At 69.2% G+C, this 17,488-nt stretch carries 19 protein-coding genes; 10 read left to right on the forward strand and 9 right to left on the reverse strand.

All coding sequences use genetic code 11. The features are described from left to right. Positions 1-105: 105 nt before the first annotated feature. On the reverse strand, positions 106-504 hold the full coding sequence (locus ACIBM5_RS18580; protein WP_396007855.1) for a VOC family protein: 399 nt from the start codon (positions 502-504) through the stop codon (positions 106-108). A 124-nt stretch (positions 505-628) separates the two neighbouring features. Between ACIBM5_RS18580 and ACIBM5_RS18585 the strand changes: the two genes are divergently transcribed. Continuing rightward, positions 629-1,501, forward strand: coding sequence for a sigma-70 family RNA polymerase sigma factor (locus ACIBM5_RS18585; protein WP_396007856.1), 873 nt, complete (start codon positions 629-631; stop codon positions 1,499-1,501). After that, positions 1,498-1,962, forward strand: a complete 465-nt coding sequence (locus ACIBM5_RS18590) for a VOC family protein (RefSeq protein WP_396007857.1) — start codon at positions 1,498-1,500, stop codon at positions 1,960-1,962. The genes ACIBM5_RS18585 and ACIBM5_RS18590 overlap by 4 nt, the downstream gene beginning before the upstream one ends. Before the next feature lie 235 nt (positions 1,963-2,197). On the opposite strand, the gene ACIBM5_RS18595 is transcribed toward ACIBM5_RS18590, so the two are convergent. Together ACIBM5_RS18595 and ACIBM5_RS18600 are read right to left on the reverse strand one after the other, a co-directional pair. Next, a complete protein-coding gene (locus tag ACIBM5_RS18595) occupies positions 2,198-2,863 on the reverse strand; it encodes an SRPBCC domain-containing protein (RefSeq protein ID WP_396007950.1) in 666 nt (221 codons plus the stop codon). A 2-nt stretch (positions 2,864-2,865) separates the two neighbouring features. Continuing rightward, positions 2,866-3,261, reverse strand: coding sequence for an ArsR/SmtB family transcription factor (locus ACIBM5_RS18600; RefSeq protein WP_396007858.1), 396 nt, complete (start codon positions 3,259-3,261; stop codon positions 2,866-2,868). A 166-nt stretch (positions 3,262-3,427) separates the two neighbouring features. On the opposite strand from ACIBM5_RS18600, the gene ACIBM5_RS18605 reads away from it, so the two are divergent. Beyond that, positions 3,428-4,099, forward strand: a complete 672-nt coding sequence (locus tag ACIBM5_RS18605; protein WP_396007859.1) for a DNA alkylation repair protein — start codon at positions 3,428-3,430, stop codon at positions 4,097-4,099. 473 nt (positions 4,100-4,572) lie between these two features. Here ACIBM5_RS18605 and ACIBM5_RS18610 read toward each other — a convergent pair whose 3' ends face one another. Beyond that, positions 4,573-5,424 carry an SAM-dependent methyltransferase gene (locus ACIBM5_RS18610; RefSeq protein ID WP_396007860.1) on the reverse strand — a complete coding sequence of 284 codons (852 nt, stop codon included), beginning with the start codon at positions 5,422-5,424 and terminating at the stop codon, positions 4,573-4,575. Positions 5,425-5,655: 231 nt separating this feature from the next. Between ACIBM5_RS18610 and ACIBM5_RS18615 the strand changes: the two genes are divergently transcribed. Then, positions 5,656-5,796, forward strand: a complete 141-nt coding sequence (locus ACIBM5_RS18615) for a hypothetical protein (protein WP_396007861.1) — start codon at positions 5,656-5,658, stop codon at positions 5,794-5,796. Beyond that, on the forward strand, positions 5,793-6,977 hold the full coding sequence (locus tag ACIBM5_RS18620; protein ID WP_396007862.1) for a methyltransferase domain-containing protein: 1,185 nt from the start codon (positions 5,793-5,795) through the stop codon (positions 6,975-6,977). Before ACIBM5_RS18615 ends, ACIBM5_RS18620 begins: the two co-directional genes overlap by 4 nt. Positions 6,978-7,284: 307 nt before the next feature. Here the strand turns inward: ACIBM5_RS18620 and ACIBM5_RS18625 are convergent, their stop codons facing one another. Next, a complete protein-coding gene (locus tag ACIBM5_RS18625) occupies positions 7,285-7,752 on the reverse strand; it encodes a MarR family winged helix-turn-helix transcriptional regulator (RefSeq protein ID WP_396007863.1) in 468 nt (155 codons plus the stop codon). A gap of 84 nt (positions 7,753-7,836) precedes the next feature. On the opposite strand from ACIBM5_RS18625, the gene ACIBM5_RS18630 reads away from it, so the two are divergent. Next, positions 7,837-8,763 (forward strand): zinc-binding alcohol dehydrogenase family protein, encoded by a 927-nt coding sequence (locus ACIBM5_RS18630; protein ID WP_396007864.1) that lies wholly within the window; start codon positions 7,837-7,839, stop codon positions 8,761-8,763. 183 nt (positions 8,764-8,946) lie between these two features. Here the strand turns inward: ACIBM5_RS18630 and ACIBM5_RS18635 are convergent, their stop codons facing one another. After that, positions 8,947-9,105 (reverse strand): cupin domain-containing protein, encoded by a 159-nt coding sequence (locus tag ACIBM5_RS18635; protein ID WP_396007865.1) that lies wholly within the window; start codon positions 9,103-9,105, stop codon positions 8,947-8,949. Positions 9,106-9,254: 149 nt separating this feature from the next. On the opposite strand from ACIBM5_RS18635, the gene ACIBM5_RS18640 reads away from it, so the two are divergent. From ACIBM5_RS18640 to ACIBM5_RS18650, 3 genes are read left to right on the forward strand one after another with little or no spacing between them, the layout of a single operon-like run. After that, the gene (locus ACIBM5_RS18640; RefSeq protein ID WP_396007866.1) at positions 9,255-10,406 is read left to right on the forward strand and encodes a hypothetical protein; all 1,152 of its coding nucleotides are present in this window, start codon (positions 9,255-9,257) and stop codon (positions 10,404-10,406) included. A 1-nt stretch (position 10,407) separates the two neighbouring features. After that, positions 10,408-13,206 (forward strand): CHAT domain-containing protein, encoded by a 2,799-nt coding sequence (locus ACIBM5_RS18645; protein ID WP_396007867.1) that lies wholly within the window; start codon positions 10,408-10,410, stop codon positions 13,204-13,206. Then, entirely contained in the window at positions 13,203-13,709 is a 507-nt protein-coding gene (locus tag ACIBM5_RS18650; protein WP_396007868.1) for a hypothetical protein, read from the forward strand. The genes ACIBM5_RS18645 and ACIBM5_RS18650 overlap by 4 nt, the downstream gene beginning before the upstream one ends. Before the next feature lie 278 nt (positions 13,710-13,987). Here the strand turns inward: ACIBM5_RS18650 and ACIBM5_RS18655 are convergent, their stop codons facing one another. After that, positions 13,988-14,440 carry an ATP-binding protein gene (locus tag ACIBM5_RS18655; protein ID WP_396007869.1) on the reverse strand — a complete coding sequence of 151 codons (453 nt, stop codon included), beginning with the start codon at positions 14,438-14,440 and terminating at the stop codon, positions 13,988-13,990. A gap of 335 nt (positions 14,441-14,775) precedes the next feature. Here ACIBM5_RS18655 and ACIBM5_RS18660 point away from each other — a divergent pair, with 335 nt between their 5' ends. Next, positions 14,776-15,105, forward strand: coding sequence for a hypothetical protein (locus ACIBM5_RS18660; RefSeq protein ID WP_396007870.1), 330 nt, complete (start codon positions 14,776-14,778; stop codon positions 15,103-15,105). Here ACIBM5_RS18660 and ACIBM5_RS18665 read toward each other — a convergent pair. Both ACIBM5_RS18665 and ACIBM5_RS18670 read right to left on the reverse strand, forming a co-directional pair. Continuing rightward, on the reverse strand, positions 15,021-15,473 hold the full coding sequence (locus tag ACIBM5_RS18665; RefSeq protein WP_396007871.1) for a DUF5709 domain-containing protein: 453 nt from the start codon (positions 15,471-15,473) through the stop codon (positions 15,021-15,023). The genes ACIBM5_RS18660 and ACIBM5_RS18665 overlap by 85 nt on opposite strands. Positions 15,474-15,725: 252 nt before the next feature. After that, positions 15,726-17,384, reverse strand: a complete 1,659-nt coding sequence (locus tag ACIBM5_RS18670) for a catalase (protein ID WP_396007872.1) — start codon at positions 17,382-17,384, stop codon at positions 15,726-15,728. Positions 17,385-17,488 lie beyond the last annotated feature (104 nt).

Raw genomic sequence — 17,488 nt, forward strand, 5'->3', positions numbered from 1 at the left:
ACGACGCGACTCGATCACCGAGGTCTCCCGAGGTCTCCCGAGGTCTCCCGAGGTCCCCGAGCCCCGAGGTCTCCCGAGGCCCACCAGGATCCACCGGACAGCGGTCTAGCCGTTGCCCTGGGCAGTGTGGCCGACGCGCCAGATGTAGCCGTCCAGATCGGCGAAGGTGCCGCCGTAGCCGCCCCACGGCAGGGCGTCGGCGGGCTTGAGGACGGTGGCGCCGGCCTTCGCGGCCTGCGCCATCATCTCGTCCACTCGCGCCTCACTGCCGAGTTCGGAGGTGAGGACCAGGCCGCTGAAGCCGTTGCCTTCCGGGTTCGTGCCCACCAGTTCGGCCAGACCTTCGCGGCCGTAAAGACCGATGGGCGAGGCGCCGTCGGACTCGAAGAACACCGAGATGCCGTAGTCGTTCTTGATCTTCCAGCCGAGCCCGTCGGTGTAGAACCGCTTGGCGGCCTCCATGTCCCGGACGCCGAGCAGGGTCGGGATCTCGTGCGATGTCATGGCGCATCTCCTTGTGTTCGCGGTGTATGTGCTGCCTGAACCGGAAGCCGAACCGCCGGATGTCACATCGGACTGGGTTCGCCGGTCAATTGGTATGACAGGCGCCGACGGAAGAATGTGACCGATGACTGAGCAGGATTGGCTGAGCGCACGGTTCGCCGAGCACCAGGACCGCTTGCGGGCGGTGGCCTACCGGATGCTCGGCTCACCGGCCGAGGCCGAGGACGCGGTCCAGGAGGCCTGGCTGCGTGTCGGCCGTGCCGACACGGACCAGGTGGAGAACCCGGCCGGGTGGCTGACCACCATCGTTGCCCGGGTCTGCCTGAACATGCTCGAGGCGCGCCGGGCCCGGCGCGAGGACTCGGCCGGGGCCCTGCCGCCCGAGCCGGACGCACCGCACCGGAGCTCGCATCCGAACATTCCGGCCACCCCCGAGGACGAGGCACTGATGGCGGATTCGGTCGGCGTCGCGCTCACGGTGGTGCTGGACACGCTCACTCCCGCCGAGCGGCTGGCATTCGTCCTGCACGACGTCTTCGCCGTGTCGTTCACCGAGATCGGCGCCATCATCGACCGTTCCCCGGCTGCGACCCGGCAACTCGCCAGCCGCGCCCGGCGGCGGGTCCAAGGAACGGCAGACGCCTCCGATGCCGCGAGATCCCCCAAGCGCGAAATGGTCGCCGCCTTCCTCACCGCGGCCCGGGACGGAGACTTCACGGGCCTGCTGGAGTTGCTCGATCCGGACGCCGTGGCCCTCGAGATCCGCGGCGCCCACGCGGTGGCGGCCTTCTTCGCCGGACGGGCTCAGGCCGCCCGCATCGCCCTGGTCGACGGCGTCCCGGCGGCCGTGTGGTGGCACCGAGGCCGACCTGAGGCCGTCTTCACGTTCACCATCAACGGCGCGAAGATCACCCGCATCGCCGTCGACACCGACCCGGACCGGCTCCGCGGCCTCGACATCGTCCTCCTTCCCACCGGCGACAAGGAGCGGCGTTGACCGGCACGAAACTCGAACTCTCGTCCTGCGCCCTCGTCGTCCACGACGTCGACGAGGCGCTGCACTTCTACCGGGACGTACTCGGCTTCGAGGCACGCGACAACGTCGGGCCCGAGGGGATGCGGCGAGTGAGCGTCGGCCCGCCGTCACAACCGGACATGCGGATCCTCCTCGAGGCACCCGGCACGGACCCGTGCGTCCCGCCGACCGACCGACAGGCGATCGAGCAGCTCGTGGCCACGGGCCTCCTGAGCCGTCTCGTCTTCACGACCGACGACTGCGACGCCACCTTCCACCGCATCGAGGCCGCGGGCGTCGAAGTCATGCAGGAACCGATCAACCAGCCCGACGGCGCCCGCGACTGCGCCTTCCTCGATCCCTCCGGCAACATCCTGCGATTCACCCAGCCGACGTACGCGGCACCCGTTCCGGGAGGCACGGGTCCGGCTCGGTGCGAGTGAGCCGGCCGGGGTGCCGCTTCCGATCTCGTGCCGGGGTTCTTGCACCGGGGGCGGGGTTCTTGTGCCGGCGTTCGTGTGCCGGGGTTCTCGTGTCGGCGTTCTCGTGCCTGCGTTCCTGTGCCGGGGGCGACCCGGTGTGATCGGCGTCCGTTTCGGGGCAGCGGATCGGAGGCATCGCGCGATATGAAGTGGGAGCGGGGAGGGCGGAGCACGCACGAGTCGAGATTCGCCGCTGTCAGGCGCCAGGAGTTCGGCCCGTGTAGAAACCGAAGGTTGCCTCGGCGGTGCGGGCCGCGACTTCTCGGTCGGCGCCTGCCGCGATGTAGGCGTCGGCCCAGCGATCGGCGGCCGCACGTGCGAACGCCTTGCCTTCGTCGGAGAGAGCCCATTCCTCGGCTTCTTCGGGCGCGATCCTGTCGTCCTGTACGCCGAGGTGCAGGGCGAGACCCAGGAGGCCCTGATCCCATCCCACGCCGGTGGCGCCCGGCCCGAAGGTGTCCCACATCTCGGCGGGCATGTCGGCGACTCGGGAAGTGTGCTCGAGCTCGAACCGCGTGCGTTCCGGCCCCAACGAAGTGAGCCGAACGCGGACCCATGAGACACCGCCCGCGAACTCCCACATCACCCGGTAGCCGGCGGTTCCGTCGGACGGCGGCGTGCAGGAGAGGATCTCACCGCTCGCATTGCCTGTGAGTCGGTACCGACCGCCGATGCGGAGGTCTCCCGATACGGGCAGGAACCAGCGCGCGATGCGCTCGGGGCTCGTCGTGGCGTCCCACACATCGTCGATGCCGGCCGGATACTCCTGGGCGATCGTCTGGATGCGCGCTGGTTCCCCATCGACCTCGCCGGTGTGCAGCGCGCGCGCCACGGCGTCGATCTGCGAAGGTACGTCGACCATGCTCACTCCTCGCCTTGCGGTGTGGGACCGTCGGAACCGACGGTTTCGCCGGAACTCGCCTGCTCGGCGGCCGACCTGCGCGCACGTTCACCACGCGCGAGTTCCGTACCGAGAGCGGCCAACGGGCCGCGCCAGAAGCGCTCGAACGGACTCAGCCATTCGCTCACCTGCCGGAGCCCCTCCGGGGCGACGGCGTACAGCCTTCGGGTGCCTTCGGGACGGACGGTCGCGAAACCCTGCTCTCGCAGCACCCGCAGATGTTGCGAGACGGCGGGCTGGCTGATGCCGAACTCCTCGCCGATGGCGGCTGATATGTGACCCGCCGGCTCTTCCCCGTCCACGAGAAGCTCAAGGATCCGTCGACGAACCGGATCGCTCAGGACCTCGAACGCGTGCATGGCATCCATATTTGCGTCTACACTTATATAAGTCAAGCATGAAGCACTGGGAGGGGGCGGCCGGATCCGGGCGCCCCGCAGGCCCCCGCATCGGTATGGCCGGTGCGCCCGCCGACCGCGCCCGTCGACATGCGCTGGAACGCGCGTGGTGAACAAGGAGACCGAGATGGCCGAGACGACACCGGCCGAGGTGATGACCGAGTTGGCCGCGCTCGACGAGCCGAAGCTACGCGAGGTCAACCGGAGGCACGGTGACGATCACGGCGTGAACCTCGGCAAGCTGCGCGCGCTCGCGAAGAAGTTGAAGACTCGGCACGAACTCGCCCTTCGGCTCTGGGAGACGGACGATTCCGCGGCAAGGCTCCTGGCGATCCTGATCTGCCGCCCGAAGGCGTTCGGGGCAGACGAACTGGACACCATGCTGCGTCAGGCGCGAACCCCCAAGGTGTGCGACTGGCTCATCGATTACGTGGTGAAGAAGAACCCGCATTCCGAAGAACTGCGCTCGGCCTGGTTCGCCGATCCGGATCCCGAGGTGGCGAGTGCCGGATGGGCCCTGACCACCGAGCGCGTGGTGAAGAAGCCCGAGGGGCTCGACCTCGCCGCGCTGCTCGACGTCATCGAGGCACGGATGAAGCACGCTCCGGATCGTCTCCAATGGGCGATGAACGAATGCCTGGGCCACATCGGGATCGAACACGCCGAGCATCGCGCCCGAGCCATCGACATCGGCGAGCGTCTGGAAGTTCTCAAGGACTACCCGACGCCGCCGAACTGCACCTCCCCGTTCGCACCCACCTGGATCACCGAGATGGTGCGCCGAAAGCACGACAGGTAGCCCGAAGAGCGCCTCGCCGGTCCAGGCCGGTTCGCCGGTCCCCGTCGGGTCGGTTGCGTCCGGAGCGCGGCTCGTGGGGACGGTGGCCGTCGTTCCGTTCGTGGCGCCACCGGGGCGGGTGGTGGGGTGCGTCGGGTCGGTGGCTCGTGTCGCGCCGAAGAGCGGTCAGGGCGGTCCGGATTTCGGGGGAGTGACGTCCCGGCCCAGGGCGTCGATGGCTGCGGTGTGCAGGTCCTCGAGGCGCGCCAGGTGGGCGCGGCGGGGCTCACCGGTGAAGGTGGCCAGGCATCGTCACGTACCCCCCGGCAGGTGCATGGCCGCGGCAGGCGCCGGCTGGGTTCACCACAGTTGTTCGGCCACCGCAGTTGTTCGGCCATCGCTCTGCCGGGTCTGCGGGCGCGGTTCCGGCTCGGGCCGTGACCGGCGCCGACGAGTAAGAAATGCTCGTCGGGGCGGGGCCGATCGCGGAGTCGTCAGAGCTTGCGGGCCACGCCGCCGTACAACCAGACCAGGTCGGGATCGTACTCGCCCGCCTCCCGGGAATCGGGGCGCCACCGCGGCAGGTTCACCAGGCCGGGGGCGAGTAACTCGAAGCCCGCGAACAACTGCTCGACCTCCGCGTGCGAGCGCAGTACGACCGGCGCGGTGGCCCGGTCGTACACCTGCGCACCGCTGTTCGCGCGGGCGGGGTCGAAGTCGGCGGAGGCGTGCGAGAGCACCAGGTAGCTACCGGTGGGCAGCGCGTCGCGCAGTTCGGCGACGATCGCCGCCGGGTCGTCGCTGTCGCGGACGAAGTGCAGGATCGCCAACAACATCAAGGCGATCGGTTCGTCGAAGTCCAACACCTCGCGTACTTCGGGGATCCGGGCGAGGGCGCCCCCGTCGCGCAGGTCGCCCTGGATGTAGGTGAGCCGTCCGCGCTCGTCGCCGGTCATCAGGGCGCGCGCGTGGACCAGCACGATCGGGTCGTTGTCGAGGTAGGCGACCCGGGCATCGGGTCGGACGGCCTGGGCGATCTCGTGCGTGTTGCCCGCCGCGGGGATGCCGGTGCCGATGTCGAGGAACTGTCGTACCCCCGACTCGGCGAGCAGCCGCACGGAGCGGCGCAGGAACGCCCGGTTGCCTCGAGCGGAGTCGGCGGCGCCGGGTGCGGCGGCCATCACCTGTTCGGCGGCGATGCGATCCGCGGCGAAGTTGTCCTTGCCGCCGAGGTAGTAGTCGTACATGCGGGCCGGGTGCGGCGTGGAGGTATCGATCTCGGGAGGAAGCACCGCCCCGATCTCGTCGCCGTGCGGAAGCCGCCAGATGTTCCCCCGGACCGACACTGCGTCCCCTTCCGCTCGGATGCGCCGTCCCCGCAGCCAACCTACCCGGCCCGCACCGAGCCTGACACGTCGTCAGTTCGAGTGTGTAGGTGCGGAGTTGCCTCGGGTCGGGGCCGCTCCACTTGTTCCCGCCGCGGGGTGATCGGTCTGCGGTGCTCCGACTTCTGCGACCTTGTATCCGTACAGTGATTTCTCTGCGACACTGAGTGTTGTCGGTTGGGGGGAGGGCGTATGCGTTTCGAGGCAATCGTCGCGAACGGTGACAAGGACCCGGACAAGAAGGATCACCCCGGGCAACCGTGGACGCCGCCGCAGGATCCGCCGTCGCCGGACGGCACGACGCCCGACGGGCCGGGCAAGCACAAGAAGTGACGCTCACCGGACGGCATTCGCGGCCCGGCCGGGCGCGCCTGCAGCGCGCGCTTCTCGACTCCGGTGTGATGCCGGCGGCCTGGTTGCCGGCCTTCGAGGCGGTGGATCGCGCGTGGTTCCTGCCGACCGTGATGTGGCCGTTCGACATGGCCGCCTCGAGCAGCGTCACCCGCGACCGCGCCGCCGACCCCGACGCCTGGTTCGCCGCGGCGGACGCGAACGTACCCGTCACCACCCAATGGGACGACGGGCGGCACACCGGCCCGGAACCCGGTCGCGTGTCGACATCCTCCGCCTCGATGCCCAGCGTGGTGATGGCCATGCTCGACGACCTCGATGTCCGTCCGGGCCACCGGGTGTTGGAGATCGGCACCGGTACGGGATGGAACGCCGCGCTGCTGGCCCACCGCCTCGGTTCCGATCGCGTGATCACCGTCGAGGTCGACCCGACGGTGGCCGCCACCGCGGAGAAGGCCCTGCACGCGCACGGCCTACACCCCACCGTGGTCACCGGCGACGGACTTCTCGGATATCCCCCGGCCGCGCCGTACGACCGGATCCTCGCCACGGCGGGGCTGCGCGAGATTCCCTACGCGTGGGTGGAACAGACCGTCCCGGGCGGGGTGATCGTCGCCCCGTGGGGAACGCGTCTGACGAACGCCGATCACGTCGTGCGCCTGGTGGTGGCCGACGACGGGCGGAGTGCGTCGGGCCGGTTCACCACGCCGGTGGAGTTCATGAAGGTCCGTTCCCAGCGCCCCGATCGCCTGGATCAGGCGGCGTATCTGCCCGACGGCTTCCCGGGCGATGCCGCCGTGTCGGTGACGACGTTGACCGTCCGCGCCGCGGGTTTCGAGGATGCGATTCGCCATCCGTTCATGGCCGTGGCCGCCCTGTCGGTCGGCGACTGCGTGCTGTTGGTGGACCGCAGGGGCGCCGCCGTCAGCGTCTGGCTGTACGGGCTCTCGGATCGCTCCTGGGCTGCGGCGTTGCTGGACGACGCGACACCGGAGAGCGTTGTGTATCAGAGCGGTTCCAGACGTCTGTGGGAGGAACTCGAGGCGGCCTACCGTTGGTGGACCGGGGCAGGTGGCCCGACCGCCGATCGCTTCGGCCTCACGATCGACCGCCGGGGCGAATACACCTGGCTCGACGTTCCGACGAACCGCCTCGGCGGATAGGAACCCGTGAGTTCTCCCTCACGGTGGACCCGGGCGCCACGCTGTCGTCGGCGCCCAACGAGGTCCGCTCAGGCGGTCGTCGGCCTGGAACGGGCCCGCGCTTTCGACGACTTCGTCGCCGACCCCGGTGGCCGATACCCCGGGGATCGTAGAGATCTCCGTGCCGGGTGTGGGCACGGCCGCGCGGTCCCGACCATCACCGAGCCGCCGTTCGGCACCGAGCGCGCGTGCGGGCGTACGTGTGCGTACGTGCGTGCGCGCCTGTCCGCGTCGGTGCGCCGGGCCGGCGCCGGCAACGGTCCCGGACTCAGGGCGTGCCGCGCGCCGGGCGCTCGGGACGCGGCGTTGCCGGCAGGGGTGGGGTGAGGAGCGGCTCGAGCAGCTGAGCGAGCTGCTCGCGCTGTTTCGGATCGAGGCGATCGGTTGCCGGTGCGAGGGTGTCCCGGAATTCCTCGTACAGGCGCTGGGTGAGGTCGCGTCCGGCGTCGGTGATCACGACGACGACGGCGCGCTTGTCGTCGGGGCCGGTATCGCGGGTGAGCAACCCGCGCCGTTCGGCGCGCGCGACGAGGCCGGACAGGGTCGACTTGTCCAGGCCCAGGAAGGCCGCGAGGTCGCTCATACGGGGGCGTCGGTCGCGCACGATGCCGAGTACGCGCAGCTGGGTGAGGGACAGGTCGTGCTCGGCGCCGATGCGGGTGAGAACACCCATGACCTGGAAGGCGCTGCGGACCAGGCCGTCGACCAGGGCGTCCGTGGAGTCGTCGGGATCCATGAGCGTCACCCTACTTGACATTGTTTGCATTACCAACAACTCTGGCAATGATTGGTAATACAAACCAACCTGCGGGAGTTCCTCATGCATGCTGCGGTCATCACGGCGTACGACGCGCCGCCCGTCTACGGCGAGCACCCCGAGCCGGTGGCCCGGGGCGAGCACGAGCTGGTGGTCGACGTCCTCGCGGCGGGCCTGCACCACCTGACCCGGGCCAAGGCGAACGGCACCCATTACTCCGCCACCGGCGTCTTCCCGCTGGTGCCCGGCGTCGACGGCGTCGTGCGCGACTCATCGGGCCGCCTGCGTTACGCGGTACTGGACGACACGAACCTCGGCACCTTCGCCGAGCGCACCGTGATCGACGCTCGCCGAAGCGTCGTCCTGCCCGACGACGTGGATCCGGTCCGGATTGCCGCCGCGATGAACCCGGGCATGTCCTCCTGGGTCGCCCTGCGTCGCCGCATCACCTTCCGCGAGGGGCAGCGCGTTCTCATCCTCGGTGCCACCGGCAGCGCCGGACGCATGGCCGTCCAGATCGCCAAGCGGTTCGGCGCCGCCCAGGTCTTCGCCGTCGGCCGCGACGCCACCGGCCTCGCGGCGCTGCCCGACCTCGGCGCGGACCGGGCGCTCACCTTCGACGAAATCGCCGCCGCAGCCGACGTCGACGTCGTCCTCGACTTCGTGTGGGGGGCTCCCGCCGCCGGCGCCATGCTTGCGATGCTTACCGCCCGTGCCGACCGCTCTGTTCCGCTGACCTGGGTCCAGATCGGCTCCATGGCGGGCGAGTCCGCCCCGATCCCTTCCGCGGCGCTGCGTGCGGCCCGGCTGAAGATCGTGGGCAGCGGCATCGGCTCGGTCTCCGCCCGTGACTTCATCGCCGAACTGCCCGAGCTGGCGAAAGCGGTGACCGAGGGCGCCATCGACGTGCGGGCCCGTGCCGTGCCGCCGGCCCGGATCGCGCAGGCATGGTCCGAGAAGACCAGCGAGCGCTTGGTCTTCGTGCCCTGAACCCTCGGCCCACCTCACGTGTTCCGGCTGCCTGCCGCCGCTCCACGCGGCGGGCGGCCGGGACATCCCGACGGGCCCAAGGACGCCAGGGGTTCGTCGTCCTGCTCCGCCGTCGGGTGGTCGAACGTTCACTTGCGGGGGTCATGCCGCTCCACCGCCCCGGGTTCGGGAACAGGCGGCCGATCAGGTTCTGCGCGAGATGATCATGATGTATTCGCAGGGAGCGTTCGTTCGGTTGGCGAAGCCGTGGTCCGCGTCGGCTTGGAAGAACAGGGAGTCGCCCGAGTTCAGGGTCTCGCTGATCCCGCCGACCGCGACGGTGAGGGCGCCTTCGAGCACCACGAGTTGTCAACCGCTCACCCGGCAGAATGCCTCCCATTTCGCCCTCGCCGACTCTCGGATCGGCATAACCTGAACAAGTCGCCATCGGTTGGTGTCGCTTGCGTTGTCATACGAGGCGCAGTCCGGCCTCGGCCTACGGGGGAGGGCTCATGCACAACGGACTCAACTGGTCGCTGTTACTCGACGGACCGAAGCTGCCCGGAGATCCGATCGCGGCGTTACAGGGCAACCGTCCCGAAGCGGAACGGGCGGAAGCATTGCAGCAGCTGGCCGACGCAGCCGCGCCGGGCGATTCGTCGGCCGTGAATCAATACGCGGCCGCGCTCTTGGCTTTCGGACGCAAAGACGACGCGGAGCGCGTGTGGCGCACATTGATCGAGCGCCGACCCGACTTTGCGTATGCGTATTTGAATCTCGCCACCAGTCATCTGATGGCAGGCCGTGCCGAGGAGTGCGCCCGCACACTGGAGGCGTGCCGCGGCCGGACCGGCATCGACACCCAGGAACGGCAACTGGTCGAGCGGCGGATCGCCGAACTGGAAGATGCTCGACAGGACACGGCCAGGCAGGTGCGATATCTGGAACTACGGGTTGCCGCGATCCGGGAGCGGTTCGAACGGGGTCTGGCGTCCGCGGAAGAACTCAAGGAGTTGGCACGCCTGCTCAGCAGCCTGGTGCAGGTTCCCGGCAGCGGTGTCACCAGCAGGGACTTCCTCGCGGCGGCACGACAAGTGCGCCGTGCGGCCGCCGACGACCCGGACGCGCTCGAGATCCTGGCGGCTGCGCTGATCGCCGCCGAAGGTTTCTCGCCCGAGTTCAACGATGTCCTCCTGGAACTGGAGAGGGTGGCCCCCCATTCGACACTGCTGGCCACCGTCCGGGAGTGGCACACCGATCCCATGCAAGCGCAGCACGCGGAGTCACGGGCGCAGCGGCTGCGTGAGGTCGGACGGCGGGCGTTCGCCGGTGACCGGAATGCCGTGGAGGAACTTCGTCTGGAAGTACAAAGATCTCCCACCAATCACGACTACCGTTTCGATCTTGTCTCCGCCGTCTACCACATGGGCGATTACGCCGAGGCACGCAGATTGACCGACGAGTGGGCCACAGATCCATCGGCAGATCACCTCGTCCACTTCCACGTGGCCCAGTTCTACTGGATCCTGGGCGCGCAGGAACTCAGCCGGCACCACTTCGGGCGCGCCTATGCCACTGCCGCCGACGAGACGGACCGCGAAGACGTGCGGCTCGCCATGCGCACGGTCGGCGCCGGCGATCCGGCGGACCTCGACCGTGGATGAGATGCCGAGGTCCGAGAGTGGCGGGGACCGGGGCGAGCGCGACTTGGCCCGGGCCCTGTTGTCCGCGATGTCGGTCCGGCACGCGGAAGGCCTGCTGACCAGGGCCGCCGGACGTTTCGACCCCGATGTGCTGCTGCGTGAACTGGACAGTCTGTGCGTCGGGTTGAAGGCCGCGGGCCGCCCGGAGGAAGCCGCCCTCGCAGAATTCCACAAAGGTACGGTCGAGGGCCTGCACGCCGCCCTGACGTACGCCTTTGAGCGGATCACCACCATGGCGCGGCGGGGCGACGGACCCCGGCCGTCGGGATACCGGGAGCCAAGCGCTGACCCCCGCGAGCAACTGGAGCGGGAGTCCAGGGAGTTGAGCGAACTCGGCGCACTGGACGCCGCGCTCGCGGTGCTGCGACGGGCCGACGCTATGCCGCCATCCGGTCCGGATGCCGTACCGAGGATCGCGGCACTGCGGATGCACCTGGCCGGCGCCCTTCGGTCGGCGGGGCGGGCCCAGGAAGCATTGGCGCTGCTCGACAAGGTCGCTTTCGGTCCGGGGACCGCGATCGCGTCCGGGGACGACGCGCTCGTCATGCAACTGCAGACCAACCGCCACTTCCTGCGTGGTCTGCTGTGCGACGACAACGCTGCGTACGAGCAAGCCAGATTCTCCTTCGGGCAGGCGATCGAGGCGGCGCGGGCGTGCGGCGACTCGGAGGCCGAATACCAGGCACGCACCGCTCTCGCCGCCTCGTACCAGAAGGCGGGCCTGATTCGGCAAAGTGTGCGCGAGGCCCGCCGGGCACTGTCCCATGTCGAGGTGAACGGAGGTCGGTTGGTCGGTGCGCTGAACAACCTCGGCCATGCCTACGGGGGAGCGGGCGAACCGAAGGCCGCACGAAGTTGCTACGAGCGGGCGCTGCGACTTCTCGAAGAGGAGGGCAGCGAAGGGCTGAGCGCGGTTCACGCCCTGATCGGCATCGGAGACCTGGCCTGCGACGCGGGAAACGAGCACGAGGCCGCCGAGGCATACTTCCAAGCGCTGGTGAAGTCCATGAGCGCCGTGACGTATGTCATGGAGGAGGGCATGTCCCTGGTGGTGACCCGCGCCGAGCGCATGGGCGCGGCCGGGGACCTACTGCTGACCACCGCCGACGCCTTTCGGGACACCCGCCCCGACCTTTTCGCCTCCGGGACCTCACGGCTGCTGTTCGGGCTGGCGCACGCGTCTCGGCACGAGCAAGCCGGACGGCACGCGGACGCAGTCGCGATACTGCGCGAACTCACCGCCCAGGGCTCGCAGCAGTCACCATCCGTGCAGATGGGGCTTCTGGCGACGGAGCGCCTGGCCCGCACTCTGATGCGGTGGACCGAGCACGCCACGGCCCGCCAGGACGCCTTCGATGGACTATGGGAGGCCCGCGAGCGGCTGGTACGGGTGCCGTCGGAACGTCGGAGCACACAGGATTGGCCCGCTCGGGTGGCGCTGCACCGAGGTGTCTACGAATCACTTCTCGACCTGCTTCTCGACCACGGAGACGAACTCCGCCTTCCCGCCGGCACTGCCGAGTCCCCACTGGAACTGGCTTTCGACGTGCACGAGGAATACAAGACTTGGACGGGGGGCACCGGCCGCGAGTCGCCCGTCCCAGCGAGGTTTCATGCGCTGCGCGGATATCTCCGCAACCACCCGGACGCCGCCGAGTGCGCCTTCGTGTCGTACTTCTGCGGCCACCAGGTCGTCACGATCTTCACGTACGTACCGGCGACGGACCGACTCACCGCCGTACGGACCCCATTGACCGAGCAGACACTGCGCCGGGCAGCGGAGCGGCTGCGCCGTGCCTTCGACGGCGATCCGGAGGCGTTCCCGCCGCAGGCGCCGCTGCCGGCCCGTCGGCCGTGGAAACGCAGTCTGGCCTTTTTCGAGGAATTGGCCGAGGGTCTCCTTGCCTTCCTGCCACATGTGGCAGGCAGGCAACTGCTGTGTGTTGCCGCCTGCGGCCCATTGCACAATCTGCCGCTTCACGCGCTGCCGCTACCCGGCGAGGACCGACCGCTGGCGGAGCGACACGCCGTCGTCCAGGTCACCAGCGCCACGATACTGCTCAGACTCGCCGATCTGCCGCCGGCGAAGGGCAGCTCCACGGTGTACGTCGCGGGGACGGCGGACCGTGACGATCCCGAGCCCGGCCGGCTGGAGCACGACGCCGAACTGGTCACGAGCTGCGGCCGGTCTGTCGTCGGCGACACGGGAATCCGGGCGACACCGGACGTGGTGGCCATCGGGCTCCGAGGCGCCTCGATCGCACATCTGGCCGGGCACGGCTGGTTCGACCCGACCGAGCCACTGGACTCGGGACTACTCTTCTCGTACGACGGGCAGCGCCCGGCTCGGCACCCGCACACCGTCGACGTGCAGACCAGGCTGGACCACGTGCTGACGGCCCGCCGGCTGGCGCGGGAGGGCCTGCGGCTCGACCTGCTGACGCTGCGGGCATGTTCGACCGCGCGTTGGGACGCACAGAGCACGGGCTATCTGGAGGGCGTCGTCCAAGCACTCCTGCACTCCGGAGTGCGCACGGTCGTCGCCACGTTGTGGGACGTCGACGACACGAGCTCGCGCCGACTCTTCGCGGACTTCTACCGCCTTCTGCTCTGCGACGACCCGGCCACGCCGGGGCAGCCGCCATGGCGGGCGTTGTGGCAGGCCCAGCGCGCCATGATGCGGCAGCCCGGCGGCCACTGGGAGACCCACCCCTATCACTGGGCCGCACTGGCTCTATTCGGTGTCTGGAGGCACACGTGACCGCAGCTGTGATTGCCGAACTCGATGAGCGCTCGCTGATCCTGGCCCTACAGGAGGTGACCGAGGATCTCACCGCCGATGTGGCACCCGAGGCCCGACCCATGGACAGGGACGAGGCCGAGGCCCTGTTGGCCGCCCTGCTGGAGGCCGGCGGGCACAACGGCACGGAGGCCGCGGACCTGAACGGGGTCGACCAGTACGCGGCCGCACGCAGGCTCCTCGTCCTCCTGGTGGAGGACCCCGCGACCGCCGACGTGGTGCGGGCCGTGGTGGCGGAGCCGCCGTCGGATACCCGGCTTGGTACCGACCTGGCCGTGCCCGCGGTGGTGGTTCTGGCCGGAGTGGTGGGGTGGCTGCAGACGAAGATCGATGTGCGGATCAAACGCAAGGACGGGAAGTCGGAGTTCGAGTTCCGGGCAACGAAGGCGGCCGCGCGCGCCGGCCTTCTGAAGGAACTGGCCGCTACGGTGGTCCGGTTGTGGAACGGGCCGCCTCAGCAGTGACGTTCCGGTCCTTCGTACCGGATCGACGTTGTGGGCGCCCCGGCTCTCTGCTACGCCCGCTACGCCGAGGCCGGGGAGTCGGTCGCCCGGGCCGCGACTCGCCGTGCGGTCAGGGCGTGACGATGGTGAAGCTCGGGTCGGGTCGGTCCAGTACGTCCAGCAGGCGCGCGAACGTCGGCCGACGTCGTCTTCGCGGTGGTGTGGTCGGGGTCGGCGAATACCATCCCGCCCGAATCCGACCGGCCGGCCGCATGGTTGCGGCTTCTTCCTCCGGTCGCTCACCGGGGTCCGTCGGCGTAACGGATGCGGGCGGTGACGGCTTTGCCGTCATGGTGGTCCACGACGAGCAGATGGGTGCTGAGGGATCGCACGAGTTCCAGGCCGTGCCCACTGGGTCGGTACGCGTCGCCTGCTCGTCGCACGGGGTGTTCGGGGCTGGTGTCGTGGACCGTCACGCGCACCTCGCCGTCGACGTCCTCGATTTCCAGGACGCACGGACCGGGGGCGTGCCGTACCGCGTTGGTGACGAGTTCGCTGACGATCAATTCCACCGTGCCGGCCGATGCGCGGATCGCGCCCGCCCGCGGATCCATGAACGCGCGCACCGCCCGACGCGCGCGGGCGGCGGTCCCGGGGCCGCCGTCCAAGGCGATCCGGCCGCTGGACGTGGTCGGAGTCGACGGCGGGGCCATGGGTACCTCGGGCACCGATATGCCGTGGTCTGACTCCATCACCCTCCCCGCACCGGAACGGGACGGCTCCGCCGTCGGGAAGCGCCGGCGCCGTCGTGTTCGTCTTTTGTACCCCGTTCGCGGGTCTGGCGGGGCCGAAGTGGGTGGCGCGATGTCGCCCTCGCCCGTCTGCGACCGGGCCCTTCCACCGGCAGCGCCGGCTTTTCTCGTTCACTCGGCCACCCGTCTCCGCGGTCCATCCGAAATGCCGATTGACGCCGGTGACCGTGGGATGTGCATGAGCGAGGCGGGGGAGGGCAGCCGATCCTTGCCGGCGCGGCGCCCGGGTATGCGCGGGGCCCGCGGATGTCCCGACGAACGCGAAGGCCATTAACGTGGGTGAAGGCACGGGACCGACCTCTCGGCTCAGGCACGTCGATCCGACCGATCCCGGCCTGACTCGGCGCCGTCGCGGACGTGGTTTCACCTACTACGACGCCGACGGCCGTGCCGTGACCGATCCCGTCGTCCGGGACCGCATCCGCGCCCTGGTCCTGCCGCCGGCCTGGACCGGATCGCGCCCGACGTGGGGGCGCCCGTGGGGACCGCGCGGAAGGGGATGGACAAGTCCCGTCGATCCCTATTCCTCATCCCACTCGTCCGGGAGGGTGTGCACGGCCGCCTCCTCGGCGGAAGCCGCGCCGCCGTCGATTCCGACGTCGTGAGCCGAACCGGTGGGTTCGTCGTCCTGGAGGAGGCGGCCGGTTCGGCGCTCTCCGGCAGCGCCGTCGTCCCGCGCCTCTCCGGCGGCGTCCGGCAAGTCGCCGATGCCGTCACCGGCCTCCGGTTCGACATCCGGCCGTTCGCGGGCCAAACGCCGCTCCAACGGCTCGCCCGTCGACTGCTCTTCTGCCGTCGTACCGAATTCTTCGGCCCCGAAGGGGCGTTCCGGCGGCGAATAGCTCGTGTCCATGATGTCGTCGAGGTCCGGTTCGTCGAGCGCGTTCGCCAAGTCGAGCTCGTCGTCGGGTCCGTTGTCGATGTCGGCGTTGTCCGGCTGGTAGACGTCGTCGCCGCGCGCTTCGTCCGACATATGCCATGCTCCTGTCCACGTGCTGTAGTCCGGCCGAGCGATTCCGGGTGCCAGAGGCTGCGGAGCGCTCGCAGAGGAACTTGCCGAGTCTCGGAAATTCACGTGCCGCCCGGCCCGGAACGGACACGTCGAAGCCGAGCCGGCCTCGGGGGTGTTGACGACCGAGTCGTGCCCGGGCCGCCGGCGAGCCCGAAGGGAGGGCTCACCGACAGCCGGGACGCTCCTGCGACGTCGCGGTTTCAGGCGTTCGGCTCAGCGATTCACCGTCGCGCGCTTGTTCGGCACGCAATGTGTCATCGACAGGCCCTCGATGTCGCGCGGACCGTTGCGACCGAGCTTCTCGAGGCGGTTGCGATCCTCTTCGGTCAAGTCCTGACTCGCCAGCGGTTCCAGGGAGGTGACATCGTCCGCGCCGATGCCCAACGCCTCGCCGACACGTCGACCCAGTTCGTCCTCCACCAGCAGGAAGTGCCAGACCATCCGCTCCTGGACGTCGCGTTCACACTGGGCGAGCTGCGTGGACAGGTTGAGCACGAGGTCGTCACGCTCCCACTGCTCCAGCATCAGGAAACGTTGTCCCGCCTGCTTGTAGTCGTTGGTGCGGGGGATCCGCCGGCGCGTCACCCTCCCCGTGATCGTCGGCCCCTGCTCGTCCGTCGTGGGGTACTCGGCTTCGCGTAGACCACCGTGGATGGACGGCTCGAAGTTGATGTGTGGGTTCTCCTGACCACCATCCACGTGGTACGTCATCATCCCGTCGCGCTGATTCGTGCGTACCGCGGCGTTCTTCGCCTGGTTGACGGGCAGTTGGAGGTAGTTCGGGCCGACCCGGTGGCGCTGGGTGTCGCTGTACGAGAAGGTGCGTCCCACCAACATCTTGTCGTCGGAGAAGTCGAGGCCGTCGACGAGGACGCCGGTGCCGAAGGAGATCTGCTCGTTCTCGGCGAAGACGTTCCGCACGTTGCGATCGAGCACCATGCGGCCGACCGGCCGGGGCGGGAAGTCCTCTTCCGGCCAGACCTTCGTGTCGTCGAGCGGATCGAAGTCGAGCTCCGGGTGCTCGTCGTCGGACATCATCTGTACGAGCAGTTCCCACTCGGGGTGGTCACCGCGCTCGATCGCGTCCCGAAGGTCCTTGGTGGCGTGTCCCAGTTCCTCGGCCTGTACGTTCGCGGCATCGGCCCCGGTCATACTGCTGACGCCGACCTTGGGCATCCAGTGGTACTTCACCAGAACCGTTTCGCCCGCCGTGTTCACCCATTTGTAGGTGTTCACGCCGAACCCCTGCATGTGCCGGTAGTCCGCCGGGATTCCGCGGGGGCTGAAGAGGTTGACGAGCATGTGCATGCTCTCGGGTGTCTGCGACATGAAGTCGAAGATGCGGTTCGGTTCCTGGCGGAAAGTCACCGGGTCCGGCTTGAGTGCGTGAATGACGTCAGGGAACTTGATCGCGTCACGGATGAAGAACACCGCGAGGTTGTTGCCGACGAGGTCCCAGTTGCCGTCCTCGGTGTAGAACTTCACCGCGAACCCGCGCGGGTCGCGCGCCGCCTCCGAGGAGTCCCGCCCACCGATGACCGTCGAGAAGCGCACCGCCACGTCGGTGCGCTTGCCGCGTTCCTGGAACAGCTTTGCGCGGGTGAAACGCGAGATCGGCTCGTCACCCCACGCGCCGTAGGCCTCGAAATAGCCGTACGCGGTGGTGCCCCGCGCGTGCACGACCCGCTCGGGGATACGCTCGCGATCGAAGTGGCTGATTTTCTCCAGGAACTGGTAATTCTCCAGTGTCGCCGGCCCGCGCGCTCCGACGGTCCGCTGATTCTGGTTGTCGTATACCGGGTGCCCTTGCCGGTTGGTCAGTACCTCGCGAGGGTCGTCGCCCGTGGACCCCTTGCTCGAGACGTCTGTCATGGTGTCGCCGATCCCCTTCGTGCAGTGTGGACGTTCGCAGTGGGTTCGATCCGCGGAAGGTCGACTGCCGGCCAAGACACGCCCGCACCCATCGTTCGCTCGCG

This window comes from Embleya sp. NPDC050493 (assembly GCF_044458105.1).
GTDB lineage: Bacteria > Actinomycetota > Actinomycetes > Streptomycetales > Streptomycetaceae > Embleya.